Origin of the sequence: Bacillus cereus group sp. BfR-BA-01331, assembly GCF_022663915.1 — a bacterium.
Classification (GTDB): domain Bacteria; phylum Bacillota; class Bacilli; order Bacillales; family Bacillaceae_G; genus Bacillus_A; species Bacillus_A mycoides.
Genome location: NZ_JAKUGJ010000020.1, coordinates 17,687 through 39,906 on the forward strand (window position 1 = coordinate 17,687; position 22,220 = coordinate 39,906).

Below are 22,220 nucleotides of genomic sequence, written 5' to 3' on the forward strand. Positions count from 1 at the left end.
TGACATAGGAAATAGAAGGCAAAGGACTTGAGGTATCGAATAAAAAGAGTTACATTAATAAAAAACGGAGGTGGATTTCTATGGACACAGCCACTCACCTTGTTATGGGCGTTACTTTAGGCAGTTTGGCAACATTAGATCCAGCTATAGCACAAAGTGATATTGGGCCACAAGCAGTAATGCTTGCAACAATTGCCGGTTCCAATATTCCTGACATCGATACAGTTTTAAAATTGCGTAATAACGCTAAATATATAAGAAATCATCGCGGGATTACTCATTCCATCCCTGCAGTGATCCTATGGTCACTCCTTATAAGTGGCATCTCTTTCGCCTTCTTTTCAGACGCTCCCTATCTGCATCTGCTACTTTGGTCATTTATTGCCGTCTTTCTTCATGTCTTTGTGGATATTTTCAATGCCTATGGTACACAGGCATTAAGGCCCTTCACAAAAAAATGGGTAGCGCTCGGCATAATTAATACGTTTGATACTGTCATTTTCTTTATCCATATACTAGCTATCGCCTGTATGCTTGTCGGAGCACATAAAGGCTATACTGCTTTAGCAGCGTATATATTAATGTTTGTTTACTACATTGGCCGCATTATGATGCATCGAAATATCAAAAGTGTAGTATACAAACGTTTCAAAAATGTAGAGAAAGTAATTATCTCTCCTTCTTACAAGTTTTATCATTATCATTTAGCCGTCGTTACAACTGAACATTACTACGTCGCAAGATGGCACCGCGGTAACATCCTTGTATATGACAAATTCGATCGCGTACCGTTCCCGAATACCGCCATTATGCAAGCTGCTGTGCGAGATGAAAATATATCTGCTTTCTTATCTTTCTCGCCTGTATATCGCTGGGATATTTTCGATTATGATAACTATTATGAAGTTCGCTTTATTGATTTGCGGTATCGAAGTAAAGATTATTATCCATTCGTCGCAATCGTTCAGCTCGATCAAAATTTGAATATTATTAGTTCATATACAGGATGGATTTTCAGCGAAGAGAAACTTCGAAAGAAACTGGAATTGCTTCCACATTAAAAAAAGCGACCTACGTCGCTTTTTTTAATGTTTCAAATGATCTTCTTGATTGATTAAATGGCTATACTTCGGATTATTTGTACGCATTTCATGAAGGCGCCCTCCATGATTATTAACCCATGTTCGTACCACTTGTTCAGTCATTTCCTCACCTTGGTAACGACCTGATTTAGCATAAGTTGTTCGGAAGTCTTCCCACAGTAATTCAACCCATGCACGAGCTTGTGCGTAAGAAAGGTTGTCATTTTTATCTAATAATTCTTTCGTTAATGTTTCATAAATATCATTCATGTTCTATTCTCCTTTTACCTATTTATTCCCTTAATTTCTAAAGGATAGTTTCTTCTATTTTGCACATTCTATAAGTGATACTTCTTAAAGAGGTATCAACTGATAATGAGGGGGCGTTCTTAATGGGTAGACAAGCCGAATTTTGGTCTGAGTCAAAAAACAACAGCAAAATCGACGGTCAACCGAAAGCGAAATCACGCTTCGCTTCGAAACGACCTAACGGCACAATTAACACGCACCCACAAGAACGTATGCGTGCTGCAAATCAGCAGGAAGAGTAGTACAAATTAAATTCCTACACGAGGTGATAAAGATGAGCTACCGTGATCGTTTAGATAGTCGTTCTGAATTATTTAACCATACGTGGACTCGTCCGAAACATGCGAAAGCGCAAGTTAACGGACAGACGCAACAAACCCAGTCTCTCATTATATTGGCAAACGAATGTAAAAAACGCCAATTTTAGAATCTCCTATCTCCTTTAACGCCTACCAAAGATAAAAACCAGAGAGAGATTCACTCTCTGGTTTTTATTTTTCTTGCAATAGGGAAATCGGTATTCCAATTTCTTCCTTATCATTTTGCTTATATCCCCAAGCAAATACCCCATTGAAATACGTAATTTTAAATACCACACCAGGTTCTTCTACTAATTCATATGTCTCACCAATATGGAATTTATTTATATCTATCATATAAGCACGAGCCATAGCCATTTTTCTCATTAATACATCGAATTCATTTACAATTCCAAGTTGCTCAGCCTTTACTGCTTGCTCCTTCAAAACCCCAATTTCTTCCCTTAGCTCATGTGGTGTCATTTCACTGTAGCGTTTTGGCATACCCATCTTATTTCCTCATCCCTCTTCACGTTTCATTTGTAAAAATATATCTATCTCATCAATAGAGAATCCTTTTCGATATAACGCTTGCTTCACCTTATTTTCGAATGTCCAACCATCATACTTCTTATATTTCTCATAATATTTATTCCCATGATAGTGTAACGCTTCTTGTTGCTGTTCGTCATCTTTTTCGTCTTTCAATTCTTCCAAACAAATTTGAATCACATCTCTAGAATATCCTTTACGAACGAGCATTTCGTCTAACTTTAGCTTCATTTGTAAAAAGGAATGCTTTTGATAAGATTTTTTCTTCTTTTCTATAAGAATTAAAGCATTCTCAATTTGCTTTTCCTTCGGATATTCTTGTAAACTATGCGTAATAATTAGATCCTGAACACCTTTATTTAATAACTCTCTTTTAATAACAGTTGGACCCTTTCGATTCACATTACTTTGCGTTCTCGTATATAAAACAGCGTACTCTTTATCATTAATATATCGATCATGTAATAATTTCGAAACGACTTCAGAGATGACGGCCTGTCCCACTTCTTTTTTTCGTAAGAAATCTTCTATTTCTTGTTTCGTTCTCATTTGATAGGATAAATAGGAAATTGCTTGTAAATATGCTTTTTGTACCTCTTCATTGTATAAAATATTTCCTAACGCCATTTCATCAATTTCTAAGCCTTTTTGTAATCCATGTTTCATTAAGATTACTTGATCCACACTAAATCCGTATTCTTCACCTTGACCTTTATCAATATAAATATTAAATCGTTCTTTCGATCGTTTTTGCACTTCTATTTTTGTAATGACAGCCATACTCTCACCTCTCTATTATTTTAACGTATTATCCGAAAGAAGTCTCCTTCCTGGGGCGTGTGAAAGACGATAGTCTAGCGGTAGGTGGGGGATGAATTTCGGTTTGGCGTAGTCAGAAATTTGGTTTTCTTCTTTATTTCGCCTCTGATATAATCATTCTTATAAGAGGTAAAGTTTGGTATAACAATGAAAGTAGATAATAATAATAATGTAATGTTCAGGTTGTGTGCGATGAACCGAGAGGCCCCCACTTCGGGGTAAGCTCGTAAGAGATACTAAGTGGTGGGTAGTTCACCATAGTCAAGGAACGTTTTTGCTTTTCAAGAATATATATAATGAGGAGGAAATAATTGTGAGAATCGCAATTTCTGGTGGTACTGGCTTTATCGGTACATACCTTTCTACTTTTTTTATTCAAAAAGGATATAATGTTTCCATTCTTACTCGAAACGAAACTACTGAAACTTCCCACCCTAACCTTCGGTATGTACAATGGACACCAGATTTACAAACCTTTCCCCTCTCTTCTATTGATGTAGTTATTAATCTAGCTGGAGAGTCTATTAATAGTAGATGGACAAAGAAACAAAAGGACTCCATTTTAAACAGTCGAATTCAAACAACAAAAGGGCTCATTAAACAATTGCAGACACTTGGTACAAAACCAAATACATTTATTAACGCGAGTGCTATTGGATACTATGGAACGTCTGAAACTGAGTCATTTACAGAACAGCATGAGATTCCTGGAAGTGACTTTTTAGCAAATACAGTATATTCATGGGAACAAGAAGCATCTAAAGCACGTTCTCTTGGAATACGAACAATCTACGCAAGACTTGGAGTTGTATTAGGCGCAGACGGAGGAGCTCTTCCAAAAATGCTACTCCCTTATCAATTCTATATCGGAGGTACAATCGGATCTGGAAACCAATGGTTATCATGGATTCATATAGACGATGTAGTTCGCCTAATTGATTTCATCATACACAAAGAAGAAATTGATGGACCTCTTAACATTACAGCTCCCCTACCTATAAGAATGAAGGAATTTGGCGAAAACATTGCAACTATAATGAAAAAACCTCATTGGTTACCTGTCCCTTCATTTATGCTTCACACTTTATTAGGTGAGATGAGTATACTCGTACTAGAAGGACAACATGTATTACCTAGTAAAGCCATTGAACATGGGTATCAATACACATTTCCGGCAATAGACCATGCATTACAAAATATACTTTCGCATACAATATAGTACTTCTAAAACACAGTTTTACAGGGGCCCCTTTCAAAACTTTCATTTTCTAGCATCCGGAGCATTATTACACAAATAACCTTTCAGTTACTTTCCCTTAAATTCCATTAACCTTGTAAAGTAACAGAAATGAGGTATCTATGAAAATATTGCTCAAACAAGCCATTGTATATCCTATTACATCCCAAAAGTTTCAAGGAGATGTACTCGTTATAGGAGAACGCATTGCCGCGGTCAAACCTCATATCGATACTACTCAGGATATGACCGTTATAGATGCACGAGCTCTTCATCTCTTGCCTGGATTTATTGATGTTCATACTCACCTTGGCCTCTACGATGAAGGGACTGGTTGGGCTGGTAATGATGCAAATGAAACATCCGAAGTTTCAACACCACATATCCGTTCTTTAGACGGGATCCATCCTTTTGATATTGCATTTCAAGACGCTGTACAAAATGGTGTTACGACTGTTCACGTGATGCCTGGAAGCCAAAACATTATCGGCGGTACTACTTGTGTAATAAAAACTGCTGGAACTTGTATTGATCATATGATTATTCAGGAACCTGCTGGTTTAAAAATTGCCTTTGGAGAAAATCCTAAAAAGTTCCATAGCAACGGCACAAAAGAATCAATAACACGTATGGGAATTATGGGTTTACTTCGTGAATCATTCTACGACGCACAACACTACGGGCATGAAGCTGATTTTCGAATGCTACCTATTTTAAAAGCACTCCGCCGAGAAATACCGGTACGTATCCACGCTCACCGCGCAGATGATATCACTTCAGCTTTACGCTTTGCGACAGAATTCAATCTTGATTTACGTATTGAACATTGTACAGAAGGACACTTTATTGTTGAAGAGCTTTCGAAACACAATTTAAAAGTTTCAGTTGGACCTACTCTTACACGACGTTCGAAAATCGAATTAAAAAACAAAACGTGGGATACTTATCATATTTTATCGAAAAATGGAGTAGAAGTTTCTATTACAACCGACCACCCTTATACACCAATTCAATATTTAAATGTTTGCGCTGCTATTGCAGTAAGAGAAGGATTAGATGAGAAAACAGCGTTGGAAGGAATCACTATTTTCCCAGCTCGAAATTTACGTTTGGAGGATAGAATTGGAAGCATTGAAGTTGGAAAAGATGCTGACCTCGTGTTATGGACACATCATCCTTTCCATTATTTAGCCAAGCCTGTACTCACTATGATTGACGGAAAAATAATTTACAAAAAAAATAAAAAAAACTAGTTTATTTTTTTGACTAGATACAGTATTATACGATTATAAACTGAATGAAACCATAATCAATTTGTGTCGTGATTATCATTTTCAAATTGATGAATGGGGAAGGCAAATGGTGCGCCACCAGCGTTAGAAACTGGTTCTAGTGGGTTCGATTCCCACCCCGAAATTTTTTAAAGATTGATATAAAAATTTCGAGGGTGGGTGCTTTTTCGTCATGCTACCCTCGTGTGAGGAGGAGTTAGTGTGTTGAAAAAACGCGACTTACACGACAGCCACGTTCTATACGAATTAATGGTGGATCCTGCTGTCTTCCCTTTTGTGCGTCAAAAGGCCTATTCTTATGAAGAATATTTATTTTTAACGAAACAAACAATCGAAGCCGAAGAGCGTGGAGAATTAATCTCACGCACAATTTTAGATGAATGGGGTAACCCCATCGGCACAATTACTTTATTTGATGTGCAAGAAAAAGCTGGATTCCTCGGAACTTGGCTTGGCAAACCATATCATGGTAAAGGATATAATAAATTGGCGAAAGATTCATTTTTTAGCGAACTTTTCTATGAATTAGATATTGAAACGATTTTTATGCGTATTCGTAAAATAAATATTCGGTCTATTAAAGCTGCCGAAAAACTACAATATGTAAATCTAGCAAACGAAACAAGAAAAGCCGTTTATGATGAAATTAACGCGCATGAAGAAGTATATAATTTATATGAAATTCCAAAAGATCAGTATACACTTGCAACAATGCGCGATACAACATTCCAAGAAGCACACCAATTAAAAGAGGCGTAATCTAAAAATTCAGAAATGATAATTAATCATTGCTAGTTTGACATATATGTATATCACCCCATGTCTTTGGAAACGATAGATAGTGACTTTAGGACACGAGGTGATTTGTAATGGATAAAAAGAAACGTGATAAAGCAAAAAACACATTATCTAGTACACAAGAAGTTCTCTATCAGCGAGAATTTCGAAAAGCAGATCGTGCAGCGGGCTATCGCTCAAAAAGTATTTAAAGTGAAACTGAATAATTAGAAGGTTTCCCCCCTAATTATTCAGTTTCATTACATAAGATTTTCCAATGAATTAGCAAAAAAGGTTCCTTATTTATAAGGAACCTTTTTTGTGGACAACCTTATCCACAAAAACCGTAGAATTGTGCATAAATTACAAAAGTATTTTACGAATTCATTTATTTAAATGAATTCTAAACGTGAGAATTGTGGATAATTTTCTAAAAATTGTGGACTATGTGGATATAGTTGTTAATATTTCGACTTTACTGTCTAATAGAAGCGCAATCCTTTGTGGATAAAGTACAACTTTAATCAGTCGGAGTTTTGTTTATCCCCACTGATTATTAGCCCTCACCAATCGGGCTTTTGCGGGATAAGTTAATAATTCACGTTTATTTTTTTTACAACAATAAAAAAAACCCTCTTTAAATGCTTAAAAGAGGGTTTCATATTAAGTAAAAGATTCGGCAAGAACTGGTGATTTAATAGGTATATGATTCGGCTCTGCATGATTTTCTGCCAAAATTGTATCCACAATATGACCAGCTGGCTCAGGACGATAAATACTTTTCATTGCTTCTTTCATCTGAAGAAGCTTCATATCATCTTGTAATAACGCCTCTGTTTTTGCAAAAACTTCACTATCATCACGAATTACAACTGCAGCCCCTTGTTTTTCAAAATACAACGCATTTTCATTCTCTTGTCCTGGGACAGGTTTATATAAAATGACAGGTACTTGTAATGCTGCTGCTTCGCTTAATGTAATACCACCTGGCTTCGTAATCATACAAGAAGTAACACGGAACAATTCATCAATGTTTTCAACATAACCAAATACTTTTAAAGCATCAGAACTTTGTTCCTGTAGTTCCATTAAATCCTGCTTTAAAGCTTCGTTTTTCCCACAAACGACAACTACTTGTAAGTTTGGTACTGACATAAATGACTGGCATAGCTCTTTTACACTCCCTAGCACACCATGAGCACCTGCTACAATTAGTAACATCTTTTTATCCTTACATAACTGATATTTATTATATATAATTGCTGGATTTATCTTTAGCTCAAAACTGCTACGAATCGGAATCCCTGTTTCAACAATTTGTTCTGCAGGTACACCGATATCAACCATCACTTTTTTCACATGATCGGTTGCTACAAAATAACGATCTACTTCTCGATGGATCCATATTTTATGCACGCAAAAATCCGTTAATACGTTATAAACAGGAATAGAAATACCTATTTGCTTTTTCAATTCTGGTACAGCGATGATTGGAAAGGTATTAATAACAATATCCGGTTTCTCCACCTGTAATAGCGTCTTCAAACGCTTTCTCCCAAAATTCGCATACCAAGATGCTATTTTTTTATCGTAAATTTTCTCTACACCATAATAAAACAAACGATATAATTCTTTTCCTACCGTATAGCTTTTTAAATATAAATATTTTGTAATATCGGTTATAACTGGATGTGATTCTCCAAACAAGTCGCATACAATTACATCTTCGATTCCTTTTTGGCGAAATGTTTGTTCTAATGTTTTTGCCACTTGCACATGACCGTTACCGTAATGTGCAGTTAATATTAAAACCTTGGGGTTTTTTATCAAACAAATCCACTCCTAGCTTTTTGTTTCTCCATATTGCATATACGACAATAGGAAAAACATTTTCCTTAAAAACTACATACTCGGATTCTAATACTTTCCTGTTAGCTATGTATCTGTCGTGGATATGCAAAGCATATAAGATTGACCCCTTAATCCTATCTGTGCTCATATCTTTACATTATACTTTCCTATAAGAGCTTTCGCAATAACTTACAAATGTTCTATATTCCATAATACTCACTCTTTTACTTCTTAATTCTTTTTACTATTTTGATTTCCCTTTACAATTATGTAAATTTCTCCGCTTATTCTTTACAAAAATATGGATATTCCCTTTTCAGTATACTCTTTTCTAAATATATACTCTAGATTTTATTATGAAGAAACAAAAAGCCTAACCAAATGTTTAGGTTAGACTGCTTGTAAAATATGTTTTGCATGTTCAACATTTTCTTCTGTCGGTGGATTCACATCCGCAAGTGGATACTTATGTCCAAGTGCCTCCCATTTATAAACACCGAGCTTATGATATGGCAGCACTTCCACTTTCTTAACATTAGATAGACTTTGAATAAAGTTTGATAATTTTTGTAAATCCTCTTCACCATCGGTAACACCGGGAACCAATACATGTCTTACCCAAATTGGTTTCTTTCTATCCGATAAATAACGAGCAAATTGTAAAATGTGTTCATTTGGTTTCCCTGTTAATTTACGATGTTTCTTTGAATCAATATGCTTCAAATCCAATAAAACTAAATCTGTATACTCCATTAAAATATCTAGCTTATTTTGGAATTCTGGTTCTTCAGAATAACAACCGCCAGAAGAATCGATTGTTGTATGGATACCAGCTTCTTTGCACTTTTTAAACAACTGGGTTAAGAAGTCTAGCTGTAATAGTGGCTCTCCACCGCTAACTGTTATACCGCCTCCAGAAGCTTCAATAAATGGAAGGTAACATGTCACATCCTGCATCACTTCTTCAACTGTTATTTCTTTACCTTTACCGATTTCCCATGTATCAGCATTATGACAATATTGACAACGTAATAAACACCCTTGTGTAAATATGACATAACGAATCCCTGGGCCATCAACAGTACCACAAGACTCTACAGAATGTATTCTTCCTTTTACCATGTTACTTCCTCCTTTATTGAAACAGCCTCCCTCCGCTATATATTAAAAGCGGAGGGACACTTTTTTCACTTACATGCTTTCATGCATTGTACGGTTTATTACATCAATTTGTTGTTCACGAGTTAATTTAATAAAGTTAACAGCGTAACCAGATACACGAATTGTTAATTGTGGATATTTTTCAGGATGCTCCATTGCATCCATTAATGTTTCACGGTTAAATACGTTAATATTTAAGTGGTGTCCTTCTTTTATTGCATATCCATCAAGCATAGATACTAAGTTGCGTACTTGTACATCATCTTCTTTACCAAGTGCTTTTGGAATAATAGAGAATGTATTTGAAATACCATCTTGTGCATCTTCATATGGTAATTTAGCTACAGATAATAATGATGCTAATGCACCTTTTGTATCACGGCCATGCATTGGGTTTGCGCCCGGTGCAAATGGTTCTCCAGTACGACGTCCATCTGGAGTGTTACCAGTTTTCTTACCGTATACAACGTTAGATGTGATTGTTAAGATTGACATTGTATGAACAGAATTACGGTATGTTTTATGTTTGCGAAGCTTGTTCATAAATGTTTTCACAAGATTTACTGCAATTTCATCTACACGATCATCATTGTTACCGTATTTAGGGAAATCTCCCTCAATTTCGAAATCAACTGCAATACCATTTTCATCACGAATTGGTTTTACTTGTGCATATTTAATTGCACTTAAAGAATCTGCTACTACAGATAATCCAGCGATACCTGTTGCCATTGTACGAAGAACATTTGTATCATGAAGTGCCATTTCAATACGTTCATAGCTATATTTATCGTGCATATAGTGAATTACATTTAATGTATTTAAGTATAGACCAGCTAACCATTCCATTGTCATATCGAATTTACGCATAACTTCTTCATAATCTAATACTTCAGAAGTAATTGGTGCGTATTCAGGACCAACTTGTGCTTTTGACTTTTCATCTTTACCACCGTTAACCGCATATAGTAATGCTTTCGCTAAGTTTGCACGTGCTCCGAAGAACTGCATTTGTTTACCGATTCTCATTGCTGATACACAACAAGCAATACCGTAGTCATCACCGTAGTCAGGACGCATAATGTCATCATTTTCGTATTGAATTGCTGATGTTTTAATAGACATTTTCGCACAGTAGTTTTTAAAGTTCTCTGGTAATTGTTTAGACCAAAGAACTGTTAAGTTTGGTTCTGGAGCTGGTCCTAAATTATCTAATGTATGCAAGAAACGGAATGAGTTTTTTGTTACTAACGGACGACCATCTAACGCCATACCACCGATAGATTCAGTTACCCAAGTTGGATCTCCAGAGAATAGTTCATTGTAATCAGGTGTTCTTGCAAATTTCACAAGACGTAATTTCATAATGAAGTGATCCACAATTTCTTGTGCTGCTTCTTCTGTTAAAGTACCATTTGCTAAATCTCTTTCAATGTAAACATCTAAGAATGTAGAGGTACGTCCAAGGCTCATTGCTGCCCCGTTTTGCTCTTTAATTGCTGCAAGATAAGCAAAGTATAACCATTGGAAAGCCTCTTGTGCATTTGTAGCTGGCTTAGAAATATCGAATCCATGAGAAGCAGCCATCTGTTTTAACTCTTGAAGTGCACGCATTTGCTCAGATAATTCTTCGCGTAAACGCATTGTATCTTCGCTCATTACACCACCAGTTAAATTATAATCAGCTTTTTTCGCTTCAATTAAATGATCTATACCATATAGCGCTACGCGGCGATAGTCACCGATAATACGTCCACGTCCATATGCATCTGGAAGACCAGTAATAACACCTGATTTACGAGCCGCTTTCATTTCTGGTGTGTATGCATCAAATACACCTTGATTATGAGTTTTACGCCAGTCTCTGAAAATACTGCTAAGTTCTTTATCCATTTCATATCCATACGCTTCACACGCTTGTTCCGCCATACGAATACCACCATATGGTTGTAAAGAACGTTTAAATGGTTTATCAGTTTGGAAACCGACCACTTTTTCAATATCTTTATTTAAATATCCTGGTTCATGTGATGTAATAGAAGAAACAATTTTTGTATCCATATCAAGAACGCCACCGTTTTCACGTTCCTTTGTTGTTAAATCCATTACTTGATCCCAAAGTTTTTTCGTTTCTTCAGTTGCTTCCGCTAAGAAAGAGTCTTCTCCCTCGTAAACGTTTACATTATTTAAAATGAAATCGCGAACATCAATCTCTGCTTTCCATTTTTCACCTTTAAAGTTTTCCCACGCGTTTTTTACATTTTCTAATACTTGAGTCATCCTAATCTCCTCCATTTTTGATTAGTACAGGACTACGTTTTTTTATATAACAGCTTACACACTTAGAATACTACTTTTTTTCGAAAGTGAACGAAATAGTTGTGACATGTTTGTGAAACATTGAGCAAACCACTGTATACATAGTGTTAACTTCATATAAAACTCTTTATAATTAACCCTTTCTTTAATTGTATTTTTTTGGTATTCTTATATACGAGTCCTATTTTGTAATATAAGAACGATACCCATTGTAGATCTGTAATACTCTTATCTCCTAATCTGTTATAGTTTTTATAACAGAGCAAAAAAGTGTACATACGTTGTACACTTTTTTTGTTACTACTCTAAAACATCTCTTTTTCTATTCCCATCATAGAATCCACCACGACTACCTTCCAATACAATTAATTGCTCTAACCCTTCTATATGATCACCTATAATTCGAAGGACAGCTGGAGGATGACCTATTTTTGCAAAATGTTCACTGGGACGAATACGGTTCATCTTATCGACCTCAACACGACTTACACATGCGATTTCGAATCCTGAAAGAATAGCTTTCACTTGCGCTACGCAAGGTGACAGTAAAGATCTATACCCAATTGCTTGCAAACATGTACGGCTAAACGCATTAGGTACAGCAATAAGAGAGCCTACTCCTAAATCTTTTCTATCACAAGCTAAATTTAATGCATATTTAAATGCTGTTACAAGATGAAGTGGTACTCTCAAATCTAAATAATGATTTAAATCATTTAATGCGACATCCGTTCCATCTGCAATAGCTTTTGCAAAGGGATATAGCTCACTAGCTGGAATAACAAAATCACCGTCTATAAATAAAACAATTTCTCCTTTTGCAAAATAAGTTCCAAGCGAACGCCCCACATCGTTTCCAAGTGCTTCTTTATACACAATTGTTGTTGCTCCCTTGTCTTTTGCAATTGTTGCCGTTTTATCGGACGAACCATTTACAACAACGATGATTTCAAAAGCTTCAATTTTGCGAAGCTCTTCTATAAGGTTTCCAATTGTTTTCTCTTCATTTTGCACAGGAATAATTACCGATAATTGCTCTCCTTTATACAACTTAGATGTAACGCCCCATCCTTGATAAAAATCTTCAAAATTTAGAGTATGATAGACACTCTCTCTTTTCCTATTTCCATCATAATATCCTCCGCGCCCATCGCTGCCTAATATCCGCTCTGCTACAGCTTCTATATGATCACCTATCATTCGTTTTTCAGATTGAGAAAGATCCGTGCCATATGCAGCATGCTCGAATGGACGAAATTTATTTGGCGTAATAACGTCAATTGCACAATGACGACTAATTCTCCATTTACTTTGTGCTAGGCGTAGATGAGCCACAATAGGATTAACAAAACATTCGTATCCAATACTTTGCACAACTTCCTTCGTCAGCGCATGAGGTACAGATAATAAAGAATCAATTTTTAATTCTTCACGCTCTAACATTGCATTTAATATTTGGCGCCATACTGTCACGGAGTGCGGTTTTTGTTTCTTTAAAAATAATGCGTCTACATTATTTAAAACGATGTCCGCCTGATCATGTAAAATCGGATTAAGGAATAATTGTAATTTTGAAGTTTGAATAGCAAAATCTCCATCTACAAACAGTAATACATCACCTATCGCATGTTTTGCACCAACTGCGCGTCCAACGTCGTTACCAAGTGACTCTTTATACTGGATTACTGTACATCCTAAGCTCTCAGCAATCGCTTCTGTACCATCATTACAACCATTTGCTACTACAATAATCTCTACTGGATTCAATGGTTTTACCGATTGAACCACATCTGAAATCGTATCCACTTCATTACATACGGGAATAATAACTGATAACGACTTAGCCATTGTTTTCTTCACGAAACCATTTAATAGTTTCTTTCAATCCTTGTTCCCACGTTACTTTCGCTTGAAACTGAACAAGTTCTCTTAATTTCGTTACGTCTGGTCTTCTATTTGGAATCTCTTCAAATCCATGTGGATATACTTCCTCAAATGGAACGTGCACAATTTTGGAAATAGACTTCGTTAATTTTTTTATATCTTCCGCTACTACCCTTATATTTTTTTCATTCTCAGAACCTATATTAATAATTTCACCATTTACCTTCTCATCCATTGCACGAATTGTTGCCTCGACCGCATCACTTACATACGTAAAGCAGCGTGTCTGCTTTCCATCTCCATACACGAGAATATCGTCACCTTGCAAAGCCGCACGAATAAATCGTGGAATTACTCCTGCGTACGGACCATCTTTCGCTCTTGGACCATAAATATTAAAATACCGAACAATCGTTACAGGTAAACCTTCTAATGCGTACCCTAAACATAATGTTTCCTCTAACGTTTTACAAATTGCATAACTCCAACGTATTTTGGAAGTTGCACCGTATAAACGATCTCCTTCTTCAGAGAATGGCGGCTCTCCCTTTCCATATACTTCAGAAGTAGATGCAAATACTACTTTCTTCTTCCCTTTTAACGCTGCTTGTAAAATATTTCTCGTTCCATCGAAATTTGTTTCAATAAGCTCTACACTTTTTTCCATTGTAGTTTTGACTCCCAAAATTGCAGCTAAATGAAACACCACATCATGTTGATTCACTAATTCATAAATTGAATTTTTATCTAAAACGCTTATTGGAATAACCCGGAGCTCTTTCATTAACTCATTATGATATTTATTTTTTCCTTTATAGAAGTTATCCACAATAGTAACTTCATAACCTCTTTTCACCAACTCTTCAGCTAAATGCGAACCAATAAATCCTGCTCCACCTGTAATTAAACATTTTTCACTCATACACTCACCTTCTTTACGATTCCACGTGTATCTATTAATCGCTCAATTCCTTTAAAAAGATTCCAATCGATACTAGAGTGATCCGTTACAATTAAAATACAATCTGCTTGTTTAATTCTTTGTTCATCTAATGGAACAGATTGATATAGTGTATCTCCAATTTTCGCTGTAGAAATATACGGATCATGATATTCTATCTTGTATCCTTCTTTTATTAATAATTGAATAATTGGCAACGCCGGTGATTCTCTCAAATCATTTACATCTTTCTTATATGCAATCCCTACTATTAAAACCGTTGCGGGTGATTGCACCACACCTTTTACTTTCCCGATTATTTTCGCTGGCATTTCTTCATTAATTACATGTGCTGCCTCAATTAATTGACTAATTGCTCCATTCTTTTTTATTCTCCATTGAAAATATAAAGGGTCTACCGGTATACAATGTCCCCCTATTCCTGGTCCTGGCCAATACGGAGTAAATCCAAATGGTTTTGTAGATGCTGCTTCAAGTGCCTCATAAAAATTAATATTCAAACTTTCACAAAGTATATTTAGCTCATTTACTAATGAAATATTAACTAAGCGCTGAATATTTTCAAATAGCTTACACATCTCGGCTACTTTTGGGGAGCTAACTGGAACGATTACATCAAATATAGTGCTATACAAATCCTGTACTTTTTGTTTACACTGCTCGGTTTGTCCACTAATAACTTTTGGAATTGTTTCGACTGAATACTGGCTATTCGCTGGGTCAATTCGCTCTGGTGAATAGCCAATATAATAATCTTCTCCTACCTTTTTACCTGTTTGAGAAATAATCGGAATGATAACTTCCTCCAGTGTACCTGGATATGTGGAGCTTTCAAAAATGAAGGTTTGTCCTTTTTGAAGGTTTTGTTGTATATAATGGGAGGCTGAAATGAGGGCACTTAAATCTGGTTCTTTCTGCTCATTAATTGGGGTTGGCACGGTCACAATAACATAATCGCTACGCTTAAAATCCGCAACACCTTTATCTGGTGTATTCACTATTAATCTTCTTTCGTTTATTAAGCCTTGTAATACTTTAGAAGAAACATCAGGAATATAACTTTCTCCTTTAATTATTGATTCTATCTTCCTAGTATCTTTATCTAATCCAAGTACAGCATGTCCTCTTTCTGCAAAAAGGACCGCTAAAGGAAGGCCAACATATCCTAATCCAATAATGGTTACTTTACTACTAGCATTCATCTATATTTTCTTCTTCCCTTCTCAATTGTAGTATTATATCTCTATCCCTTTCTCCGTCTGTAAAACTCCCGCGCCCATTCGTATGTTGTAATAAATAAGCAATCGCCTCAAGCTGATCACCGAAAATACGATCGAATGCAGGAATTCGTCCATTTACAAACCCATGTTGCTCTGGACGTACTCGATTTGTTTTTATAACATCTACGAATTCCACTGCTGTAATAGAACATTCTTCTAAAATAGCTTTCATTTGAGCTAGTGGTGGAATGATAAGAGAATCATATCCAATTTTCTCTATTACCTTTTTATGCATAGCATGTGGCACTGCCGTCAATGAGTTGTTCCATAAATCTGGTCGTTTCGCTACCAAATTCACGAAATATTTGCCCATACTAATTGGATCTGCCGGGTGAAACATATCTAACAAACATTGCAAATCATTTAACGCCACATCATTTCCGTCTTCAATAGCATGCAAAAATGGAATTAGCTTTTTTGCCGGAATAACAAAATCGCCATCAACAAATAAACAAATATCTGCCGTAGCATGCATAGCCCCTATCGCTCGTGCTACATTATGTCCAAGTGCCTTCGCGAATTCAACTACAATAACATTCTCTAGCTTTGCTTGTTTAATTGTCTCGGCATCTGCTCCATTCGCAACAACTATAATTTCATCTACACCTGCTTTTTTCACTTCCTGTATGACAGATCTTATAGTCATTTTTTCTTCTGATACGGGTATAATAGCACTGTATTTCGCTTTTTCCTTTTGTAATAAAACTAGCTTATACTTCCCTATAAACTCTCTATCCCTGTTTCCCTCCGAAAAACCGCCACGTTTACCATATGTTTCGATTACGTATTGCAAAGCACGTAAATGATCACCCATAATGCGACTAGTCGCTTTCGGATAAGGAGAACCAGGTGATGTACCAGTATGCACAGGACGAACTTTATTTGTATGAATTACATCAACCGAAGCCATATCGACAATATCTACTCCTCTAGACATAGCCATCGCTTGAAATAGTGCTGGATCTGCTAAGTTCCACCACCCAAGCTTCTGAATAACTTCCCTACTCATCGCATGTGGAATTGCGATTAAAGAACCAACAACAAGCTCTTTTTTATTCAAATAACGATTCAACATACATTTTCCAACTGTTGTATAATGTGGTCTCATCTTTAAATACACAGACCATGTTAAATTATTCACAACGATTTGATGACCCTGCTGAATTCCTTTCACGAAACGTTGTAGCTCTACATTATCAATGACAATATCACCATCTAAAAATAATACGATGTCACCTTTTACTTCCCTAGCTCCAATTGCCCGTCCAACATCATTGCCAAGAGAATGTTTATAATAAATCACGTGGCAACGATGTTGTAATGCTATTTCTTTCGTCCCATCTGTTGACCCATTATCTACTACGATAATTTCATATGGTTCGAGCTTCTCTACTTCTACTAAAACTTGAGATAAAGTACTTGCTTCATTATGCGCTGGAATAACAACTGATACTTTCATACTTGTATCACTCTTACCCTTCCAAGCGAACATAAGAAATAATAGGAATACGCACAAGTACATCTTCCGGTGGTCCATAAGAAGGAGCTGTACGAACACTTACTGCCCCGTCCGTCACAGATAAAAGAATGCCTGCAACAATTTCGGCCGCTGTCACAACTTGCACTAATTCACCAACATGCTTACGCAATTCATCAGTAAATAACATATATAAGTCTCCTTTCTTACGCTTCTTTCATTGATATAATACTTGTAAATGGTAATAAAACTTCTGTTCCTATTCCCTCTTGCAGCGTTAAGAAATCGTCACCAACGGCTACAATAACACCTGTTAACTGTCCAACTGTCACAGTAATTTCTACGTTTTTACCTAAATATTGCTTTGCAATTTCTTTAAATGGTGATGTATTGCATTCTTTTAAAATGTTACAAATAATAGATTGAAATTGACTTGATTCTATAAACTCTTCCGTAGCTTGCTTAGAATTTCTTTGAATAAACTTTGCAAAGTTTTGCGAAAATAAAAGTCGTTCCACAGCAGGCAGTAACTTGTCATCTAAAAAATAGCCTAATTGTCTATTAAACAGTCTGGATAATTTATGCCAATATTTTCTGAACAGACACATATGCTTCTCCTCCTATTATTTTTAAAGTATAAAAATTTACATCCATACATCTTAATCTATACAAAGCAGGCTTTTTTTGTGATAGGTAAGACATACATTTTCTAAAAGAAATAATTGTTTCAGAGCATAAAAAAAGATAGATGGTTTCCCATCTATCTCTTTGCTAATCTTTAATTTTTAATTGTCACAATGGCAGCTACGCCGTAATACACCGCTCTTGATAATTCTGCTTGTCCGGATATAGAAGCTGCAACAAGGGATCCACCACTTGCCGAAAAATATTTTGCAGCTTCTAACGGAATACCATCTTCTTTCACATCAATATGTGTTCCATCTTGCCAATCTATTTTCTGCATTGTTGCTGAAAAGTCCCCAGTCACTTTACCAATTTCCTTACCATTCATCTCTAAAAATATCCATTCCCATTTTGTTAAACTTAGTACTTGTTTCAACTCTCCAATTTTCTTTCCATTTACACTATAAAATATATAGAAGTTACGCACGCCCATCTTCTTTTGAACACGCAGCAACCTTTCTCCCGATTGATTATATAAATAAAATTGTTGCTTATGTAGTCCCTTAAAAAGAAAAGAAAGTGCACCTTTCCATATACTTTGAATAACGGAATTATACTCTTCTTTTAAAAACCCTACTGCACTGCCATCTAATCCAAAGTACGTTATTACTTGAAATACCCCTACCTCTCTACGAACAACGAACTTTTGTTGTTCAAATAATCTAGAGCTCCCTATATTACAATTATCCTGTCTAAGCATTTTTGCTCTTCGTTTTTCTATAAAACTATATATTAGTAATCCAAACGCTGGTAGCAAAATACCTATTAATTTCAGAATTTCTTTATCTGAAGTGAATATTGTTCCTTTTTTATATTCCATAACTAATCCAATTACAACGATAATCCATACAATGATAGCTATAAACAAAGTTCGTTTCGCATTGCGTGCATGATGCTTATGTATATTCATAAACCTCCCCCTTTTCCATTTATTTCATTATCGCACCGCACATATATTTCCTCAATGCAAAAAAAACTATCCAAAAGGACAGTCTTTTACACTTCTATATTTCGTAACATCGTATAAATGTCGTTATTCACTTTACCAAATGATTTAATGTTATTTTGAATGTTAGATAATAAAACCACATATACACTACCATTTTTACTAAAACCATTTAAGCAATTCCAACCTGGCATTACACCGTGATTTGAATAGCTTCCTGGATCTACATACCAGCCAAATCCATAATCCTTTTTCACGGCTGTAAACATTTGATTATAACTCTCTTTTGAAATTAATTTTCCAGAAAAGAGTGCTTCATTAAATAAATATAAATCATGCGCGCTCGTATATATATCACCACAACCATATAGTTGTGACATGCTCGGAATATTAGGTGTTGTCATATTGTTATTCACTATTTTATAACCCGTTGATGGGAATCTTGTTTGTTCCAACGCTGTACCGAAACCAGAATGTTTCATACCCGCAGTCGCAAAAATATGTTGTTTTATATATTCTTCGAGTGACTGTCCACTTACCTTCTCAGCAATGTAGGCAAGTATAGAGTAGTTCGAATCTGAATACTTCCATTTCTCTCCTGGTCCTGCAATACGCTTTTGGTTTCCTATTCGTTTTATCAACTCTTCATGAGAAATATCTTCTTTTCCCTGCTCATACTCTGGAATCCCTGATGTATGTGTTAATAAATGTTTTAACTGAATGCTATTACCTTGCGGAAAGTCTGGAATATACTTTGCAACTGTATCCTCTACTTGTAACTTATTTTGATCTTTGAGTTGCATAATAGCAGTCGCCACAAATGCTTTTGAAATAGAACCAATATAAAAGGTCGTCTCTGAATTATTCGGCACTTGCTTCTCTTTATTAGCCATGCCGTATCCTTTATTCACAAGAACTTTCCCATTCTTCACAATAACAGCTGTCCCACTAAATCCCATGCTCTGTAAATATTGATCCAATTGAGCGTTTTCATTAATTTCTTGAGGCGGTCCCTCAGCAGGTTTCTCTATAACTTGCGCCTGTTTTATCTGTTCTTCCTGTTCTTTTTGTTTTCTTTGTTTTTCAGCTTCTTGCCTTTTCACTTCTTCTATCTTTTTTATCTCTTCTTGCTTTTTTATCTCTTCTTGCTTCTTCATTTCTGCTGCTGCTTTTAAAGTTTCCTCTTTTTTATTATGCGCAACAATTTTTGTATACATGAAATATACAAGTGAAAATAGTAGGACGAGAATGATTGTTCTTTTTATGTATACAATCGGACGACGTACTTTCCCATTAACAGTATTTTTTTCCTGATCCATGATTACCTTTTTCCCCTTATTTACCGATAATTTAATTCATCTACACAAGACTTTCTCCAAATCATTTCAGTAGATTATAGACATTCCATTCTATGTCATCCCTACTTTATCACGCGCTGAACATATTACCAACCTATATGTATAAAAAAGAAAAAGAAAATTTACAAAAGTAAGATTCCCTTTAAAATTTCAACATAATAAAAGAGGATATCCTGTAAAAGACTGGTGTTATCAATCTTTTTGGATATCCTCTTATCTAACTATTTATACGTGTTTTTTCATATCATCGGCAACAGATTCAACATTTGTACCTACGATAACTTGTACACTTGTGTTACTTAATTTCATAACGCCTTTTGCACCTGCGCGTTTTAATGCTGGTTCATTTACTAAACTTGCATCTTTCACTTGTAAGCGTAAACGCGTTGCACAGTTATCAATAACTGCTAAGTTTTCTTTTCCGCCTAAAGCTGCTACGTAAGTTTCACCAATTGAACCTGCAACTGGTGCATCACCCTCTTCAGCTAACTCATCGTCATCTTCACGACCAGGAGTTTTCAAGTCGAACTTCTTAATTAAGAAGTAGAATACTGCAAAATAAATTGCTGCATAAATTAAACCGACTCCTGCTAATAATACAGGTTTTGTTGCAATACCGAAGTTTAAAACGTAATCGATTGCACCGGCACTAAATGAGAAACCATCATGAATGCCAAGTGTTGTTGTAATGAATAAAGAAAGACCTGTTAATACTGCATGAATACCATATAGTACTGGAGATAAGAACATGAATGAGAATTCAATTGGTTCTGTAATACCAGTTAAGAATGAAGTTAATGCTAGGCCACCTAACATACCTGTAACCATTTTACGTTTTTCTGGTTTCGCAGCCGCAATCATTGCGAAACATGCTGCCGGTAAACCGAACATCATGATTGGGAAGAAACCAGTCATAAACATACCTGCTGATGGATCTTTTGCGAAGAAGCGTGCAATATCACCATGAACGATATCACCAGCTGCGTTTGTAAAGTCACCAAGTACAAACCAGAAGTATGTATTCATTACGTGGTGTAAACCGATTGGAATTAATAAACGGTTTAATAATCCGAATAAACCAGCACCAACTGAACCTAAGTTTACGATACCGTGTGCTACTGAATCAATACCACTTTGAATTGTTGGCCAAATTTGACCGAATACTAATCCTAACAGAAGCATTACAATTGAAGTAATGATTGGTACGAAACGTTTTCCAGCAAAGAATCCTAACCATTCTGGTAGTTTAATCTTATGGAATTTGTTGTATAGTAATCCAGCAACAACCCCAGCAATAATACCACCGAGTATGGCCATATTTATTTTTGGCGTTAACGCCGCTGCTTTTGAAACTTTTGTCATTGTATCTGCTAATTTAGTTGGATCTGCTGAACCGACTAAATCCTGAACACTTTTCAATTTATCATTCAGCTCTGCTGCTGAATATGCCTTACTTAGAGCGTTTGTTGTATTTTGTAAAACAAGATATCCAATTGCCCCAGCAAGTCCTGCTGCTCCACTACCATCAATAGACAAACCTATTGCAACACCAATTGCAAAAATAAGTGCTAAATTATCAAAAATTGCTGCACCGGCCTGTGCCATAACAGGAATATTAAATACATCTTCTTGCCCTAAACGAAGCAATAATCCTGCTGCTGGTAGCACTGCGATTGGAAGCATTAACGCTTTACCAATACGTTGTAAAAACTGCAACATTTTAATTCCCCCTATCAAATTTATGAAATCGTTATCATTATAAGTACGCCTTAGAAAACGCTTTCTATTTACATAACCATAATAACATATAGTTGTATAGATGTGTAGTTTTTATTTCCGAACTTTTTATGGATAAATCTCCTATTTCCAAACTGTTATATAAAAGGAAAATTTTCCTTTTATATAACACGGAATAATCGAAACTGAAGACTC

General features: G+C 35.7%; 22 protein-coding genes. 7 read left to right on the forward strand and 15 right to left on the reverse strand.

What is annotated here, in order from left to right; genetic code table 11:
• The first annotated feature begins 80 nt into the window (after window positions 1–80).
• Window positions 81–1,061: a metal-dependent hydrolase gene (locus tag MR155_RS24380; protein ID WP_002010329.1), complete on the forward strand. Its 981-nt coding sequence runs from the start codon at window positions 81–83 to the stop codon at window positions 1,059–1,061.
• Between the two features lie 24 nt (window positions 1,062–1,085).
• On the opposite strand, the gene MR155_RS24385 is transcribed toward MR155_RS24380, so the two are convergent.
• Window positions 1,086–1,352: a YfhJ family protein gene (locus MR155_RS24385; RefSeq protein ID WP_002010328.1), complete on the reverse strand. Its 267-nt coding sequence runs from the start codon at window positions 1,350–1,352 to the stop codon at window positions 1,086–1,088.
• Between the two features lie 122 nt (window positions 1,353–1,474).
• On the opposite strand from MR155_RS24385, the gene MR155_RS24390 reads away from it, so the two are divergent.
• Together MR155_RS24390 and MR155_RS24395 are read left to right on the forward strand one after the other, a co-directional pair.
• Window positions 1,475–1,633, forward strand: coding sequence for a small, acid-soluble spore protein K (locus tag MR155_RS24390; RefSeq protein ID WP_002010326.1), 159 nt, complete (start codon window positions 1,475–1,477; stop codon window positions 1,631–1,633).
• A gap of 32 nt (window positions 1,634–1,665) precedes the next feature.
• Window positions 1,666–1,818 (forward strand): YpzG family protein, encoded by a 153-nt coding sequence (locus tag MR155_RS24395; protein ID WP_000122093.1) that lies wholly within the window; start codon window positions 1,666–1,668, stop codon window positions 1,816–1,818.
• A 64-nt stretch (window positions 1,819–1,882) separates the two neighbouring features.
• Here the strand turns inward: MR155_RS24395 and MR155_RS24400 are convergent, their stop codons facing one another.
• Window positions 1,883–2,200, reverse strand: a complete 318-nt coding sequence (locus tag MR155_RS24400) for a YfhH family protein (protein WP_002139556.1) — start codon at window positions 2,198–2,200, stop codon at window positions 1,883–1,885.
• A gap of 9 nt (window positions 2,201–2,209) precedes the next feature.
• Window positions 2,210–3,022, reverse strand: a complete 813-nt coding sequence (gene recX, locus MR155_RS24405) for a recombination regulator RecX (protein ID WP_242311313.1) — start codon at window positions 3,020–3,022, stop codon at window positions 2,210–2,212.
• A gap of 352 nt (window positions 3,023–3,374) precedes the next feature.
• Here recX and MR155_RS24410 point away from each other — a divergent pair, with 352 nt between their 5' ends.
• The 4 genes from MR155_RS24410 (at window position 3,375) to MR155_RS24425 (ending at window position 6,579) form a co-directional block, all read left to right on the forward strand.
• Window positions 3,375–4,280 carry a TIGR01777 family oxidoreductase gene (locus MR155_RS24410; protein WP_242311314.1) on the forward strand — a complete coding sequence of 302 codons (906 nt, stop codon included), beginning with the start codon at window positions 3,375–3,377 and terminating at the stop codon, window positions 4,278–4,280.
• A 140-nt stretch (window positions 4,281–4,420) separates the two neighbouring features.
• On the forward strand, window positions 4,421–5,551 hold the full coding sequence (locus tag MR155_RS24415) for an amidohydrolase (protein WP_113937957.1): 1,131 nt from the start codon (window positions 4,421–4,423) through the stop codon (window positions 5,549–5,551).
• Between the two features lie 240 nt (window positions 5,552–5,791).
• The gene (locus tag MR155_RS24420; protein ID WP_002091129.1) at window positions 5,792–6,349 is read left to right on the forward strand and encodes a GNAT family N-acetyltransferase; all 558 of its coding nucleotides are present in this window, start codon (window positions 5,792–5,794) and stop codon (window positions 6,347–6,349) included.
• A 110-nt stretch (window positions 6,350–6,459) separates the two neighbouring features.
• Window positions 6,460–6,579 (forward strand): YfhE family protein, encoded by a 120-nt coding sequence (locus MR155_RS24425; protein WP_000358484.1) that lies wholly within the window; start codon window positions 6,460–6,462, stop codon window positions 6,577–6,579.
• A gap of 451 nt (window positions 6,580–7,030) precedes the next feature.
• Here the strand turns inward: MR155_RS24425 and MR155_RS24430 are convergent, their stop codons facing one another.
• The 12 genes from MR155_RS24430 to nagE all read right to left on the reverse strand — a co-directional run bounded on the left by MR155_RS24430 (window position 7,031) and on the right by nagE (window position 22,007).
• Window positions 7,031–8,197, reverse strand: a complete 1,167-nt coding sequence (locus MR155_RS24430) for a diglucosyl diacylglycerol synthase (RefSeq protein WP_002091130.1) — start codon at window positions 8,195–8,197, stop codon at window positions 7,031–7,033.
• A 411-nt stretch (window positions 8,198–8,608) separates the two neighbouring features.
• Window positions 8,609–9,340: a pyruvate formate-lyase-activating protein gene (gene pflA, locus MR155_RS24435; RefSeq protein ID WP_002010313.1), complete on the reverse strand. Its 732-nt coding sequence runs from the start codon at window positions 9,338–9,340 to the stop codon at window positions 8,609–8,611.
• Window positions 9,341–9,409: 69 nt separating this feature from the next.
• A complete protein-coding gene (pflB, locus tag MR155_RS24440) occupies window positions 9,410–11,659 on the reverse strand; it encodes a formate C-acetyltransferase (protein WP_113937958.1) in 2,250 nt (749 codons plus the stop codon).
• A 339-nt stretch (window positions 11,660–11,998) separates the two neighbouring features.
• Window positions 11,999–13,546, reverse strand: a complete 1,548-nt coding sequence (locus tag MR155_RS24445) for a glycosyltransferase family 2 protein (RefSeq protein ID WP_242311329.1) — start codon at window positions 13,544–13,546, stop codon at window positions 11,999–12,001.
• Window positions 13,539–14,504 carry an NAD-dependent epimerase/dehydratase family protein gene (locus MR155_RS24450; RefSeq protein WP_002140285.1) on the reverse strand — a complete coding sequence of 322 codons (966 nt, stop codon included), beginning with the start codon at window positions 14,502–14,504 and terminating at the stop codon, window positions 13,539–13,541. Before MR155_RS24450 ends, MR155_RS24445 begins: the two co-directional genes overlap by 8 nt.
• Window positions 14,501–15,745: a nucleotide sugar dehydrogenase gene (locus MR155_RS24455; RefSeq protein WP_242311315.1), complete on the reverse strand. Its 1,245-nt coding sequence runs from the start codon at window positions 15,743–15,745 to the stop codon at window positions 14,501–14,503. Before MR155_RS24455 ends, MR155_RS24450 begins: the two co-directional genes overlap by 4 nt.
• Window positions 15,735–17,282 carry a glycosyltransferase family 2 protein gene (locus MR155_RS24460; RefSeq protein ID WP_219300326.1) on the reverse strand — a complete coding sequence of 516 codons (1,548 nt, stop codon included), beginning with the start codon at window positions 17,280–17,282 and terminating at the stop codon, window positions 15,735–15,737. The genes MR155_RS24455 and MR155_RS24460 overlap by 11 nt, the downstream gene beginning before the upstream one ends.
• A 13-nt stretch (window positions 17,283–17,295) precedes the next feature.
• Window positions 17,296–17,490, reverse strand: coding sequence for an LSm family protein (locus MR155_RS24465; RefSeq protein WP_219300328.1), 195 nt, complete (start codon window positions 17,488–17,490; stop codon window positions 17,296–17,298).
• Between the two features lie 16 nt (window positions 17,491–17,506).
• Window positions 17,507–17,908 carry an LSm family protein gene (locus MR155_RS24470; protein ID WP_033715617.1) on the reverse strand — a complete coding sequence of 134 codons (402 nt, stop codon included), beginning with the start codon at window positions 17,906–17,908 and terminating at the stop codon, window positions 17,507–17,509.
• A gap of 170 nt (window positions 17,909–18,078) precedes the next feature.
• On the reverse strand, window positions 18,079–18,894 hold the full coding sequence (locus MR155_RS24475; protein WP_219300330.1) for a sugar ABC transporter ATP-binding protein: 816 nt from the start codon (window positions 18,892–18,894) through the stop codon (window positions 18,079–18,081).
• An 86-nt stretch (window positions 18,895–18,980) separates the two neighbouring features.
• Window positions 18,981–20,249, reverse strand: coding sequence for a serine hydrolase domain-containing protein (locus tag MR155_RS24480; RefSeq protein ID WP_242311316.1), 1,269 nt, complete (start codon window positions 20,247–20,249; stop codon window positions 18,981–18,983).
• Between the two features lie 264 nt (window positions 20,250–20,513).
• On the reverse strand, window positions 20,514–22,007 hold the full coding sequence (nagE, locus tag MR155_RS24485) for an N-acetylglucosamine-specific PTS transporter subunit IIBC (RefSeq protein WP_219300333.1): 1,494 nt from the start codon (window positions 22,005–22,007) through the stop codon (window positions 20,514–20,516).
• Between the last annotated feature and the right edge of the window lie 213 nt (window positions 22,008–22,220).

Coding starts and splice junctions, on each gene's coding strand:
- MR155_RS24395 (WP_000122093.1), top strand. CDS start 1,666: ATGAGCTACCGTGATCGTTTAGATAGTCGTTCTGAATTATTTAACCAT.
- MR155_RS24425 (WP_000358484.1), top strand. CDS start 6,460: ATGGATAAAAAGAAACGTGATAAAGCAAAAAACACATTATCTAGTACA.
- MR155_RS24385 (WP_002010328.1), bottom strand. CDS start 1,352: ATGAATGATATTTATGAAACATTAACGAAAGAATTATTAGATAAAAAT.
- MR155_RS24460 (WP_219300326.1), bottom strand. CDS start 17,282: ATGAAAGTATCAGTTGTTATTCCAGCGCATAATGAAGCAAGTACTTTA.
- MR155_RS24475 (WP_219300330.1), bottom strand. CDS start 18,894: ATGAATATACATAAGCATCATGCACGCAATGCGAAACGAACTTTGTTT.
- MR155_RS24415 (WP_113937957.1), top strand. CDS start 4,421: ATGAAAATATTGCTCAAACAAGCCATTGTATATCCTATTACATCCCAA.
- pflB (WP_113937958.1), bottom strand. CDS start 11,659: ATGACTCAAGTATTAGAAAATGTAAAAAACGCGTGGGAAAACTTTAAA.
- recX (WP_242311313.1), bottom strand. CDS start 3,022: ATGGCTGTCATTACAAAAATAGAAGTGCAAAAACGATCGAAAGAACGA.
- MR155_RS24380 (WP_002010329.1), top strand. CDS start 81: ATGGACACAGCCACTCACCTTGTTATGGGCGTTACTTTAGGCAGTTTG.
- MR155_RS24390 (WP_002010326.1), top strand. CDS start 1,475: ATGGGTAGACAAGCCGAATTTTGGTCTGAGTCAAAAAACAACAGCAAA.
- MR155_RS24480 (WP_242311316.1), bottom strand. CDS start 20,249: ATGGATCAGGAAAAAAATACTGTTAATGGGAAAGTACGTCGTCCGATT.
- pflA (WP_002010313.1), bottom strand. CDS start 9,340: ATGGTAAAAGGAAGAATACATTCTGTAGAGTCTTGTGGTACTGTTGAT.
- MR155_RS24445 (WP_242311329.1), bottom strand. CDS start 13,546: ATGGCTAAGTCGTTATCAGTTATTATTCCCGTATGTAATGAAGTGGAT.
- MR155_RS24450 (WP_002140285.1), bottom strand. CDS start 14,504: ATGAGTGAAAAATGTTTAATTACAGGTGGAGCAGGATTTATTGGTTCG.
- MR155_RS24465 (WP_219300328.1), bottom strand. CDS start 17,490: ATGTTATTTACTGATGAATTGCGTAAGCATGTTGGTGAATTAGTGCAA.
- MR155_RS24470 (WP_033715617.1), bottom strand. CDS start 17,908: ATGTGTCTGTTCAGAAAATATTGGCATAAATTATCCAGACTGTTTAAT.
- nagE (WP_219300333.1), bottom strand. CDS start 22,007: ATGTTGCAGTTTTTACAACGTATTGGTAAAGCGTTAATGCTTCCAATC.
- MR155_RS24455 (WP_242311315.1), bottom strand. CDS start 15,745: ATGAATGCTAGTAGTAAAGTAACCATTATTGGATTAGGATATGTTGGC.
- MR155_RS24400 (WP_002139556.1), bottom strand. CDS start 2,200: ATGGGTATGCCAAAACGCTACAGTGAAATGACACCACATGAGCTAAGG.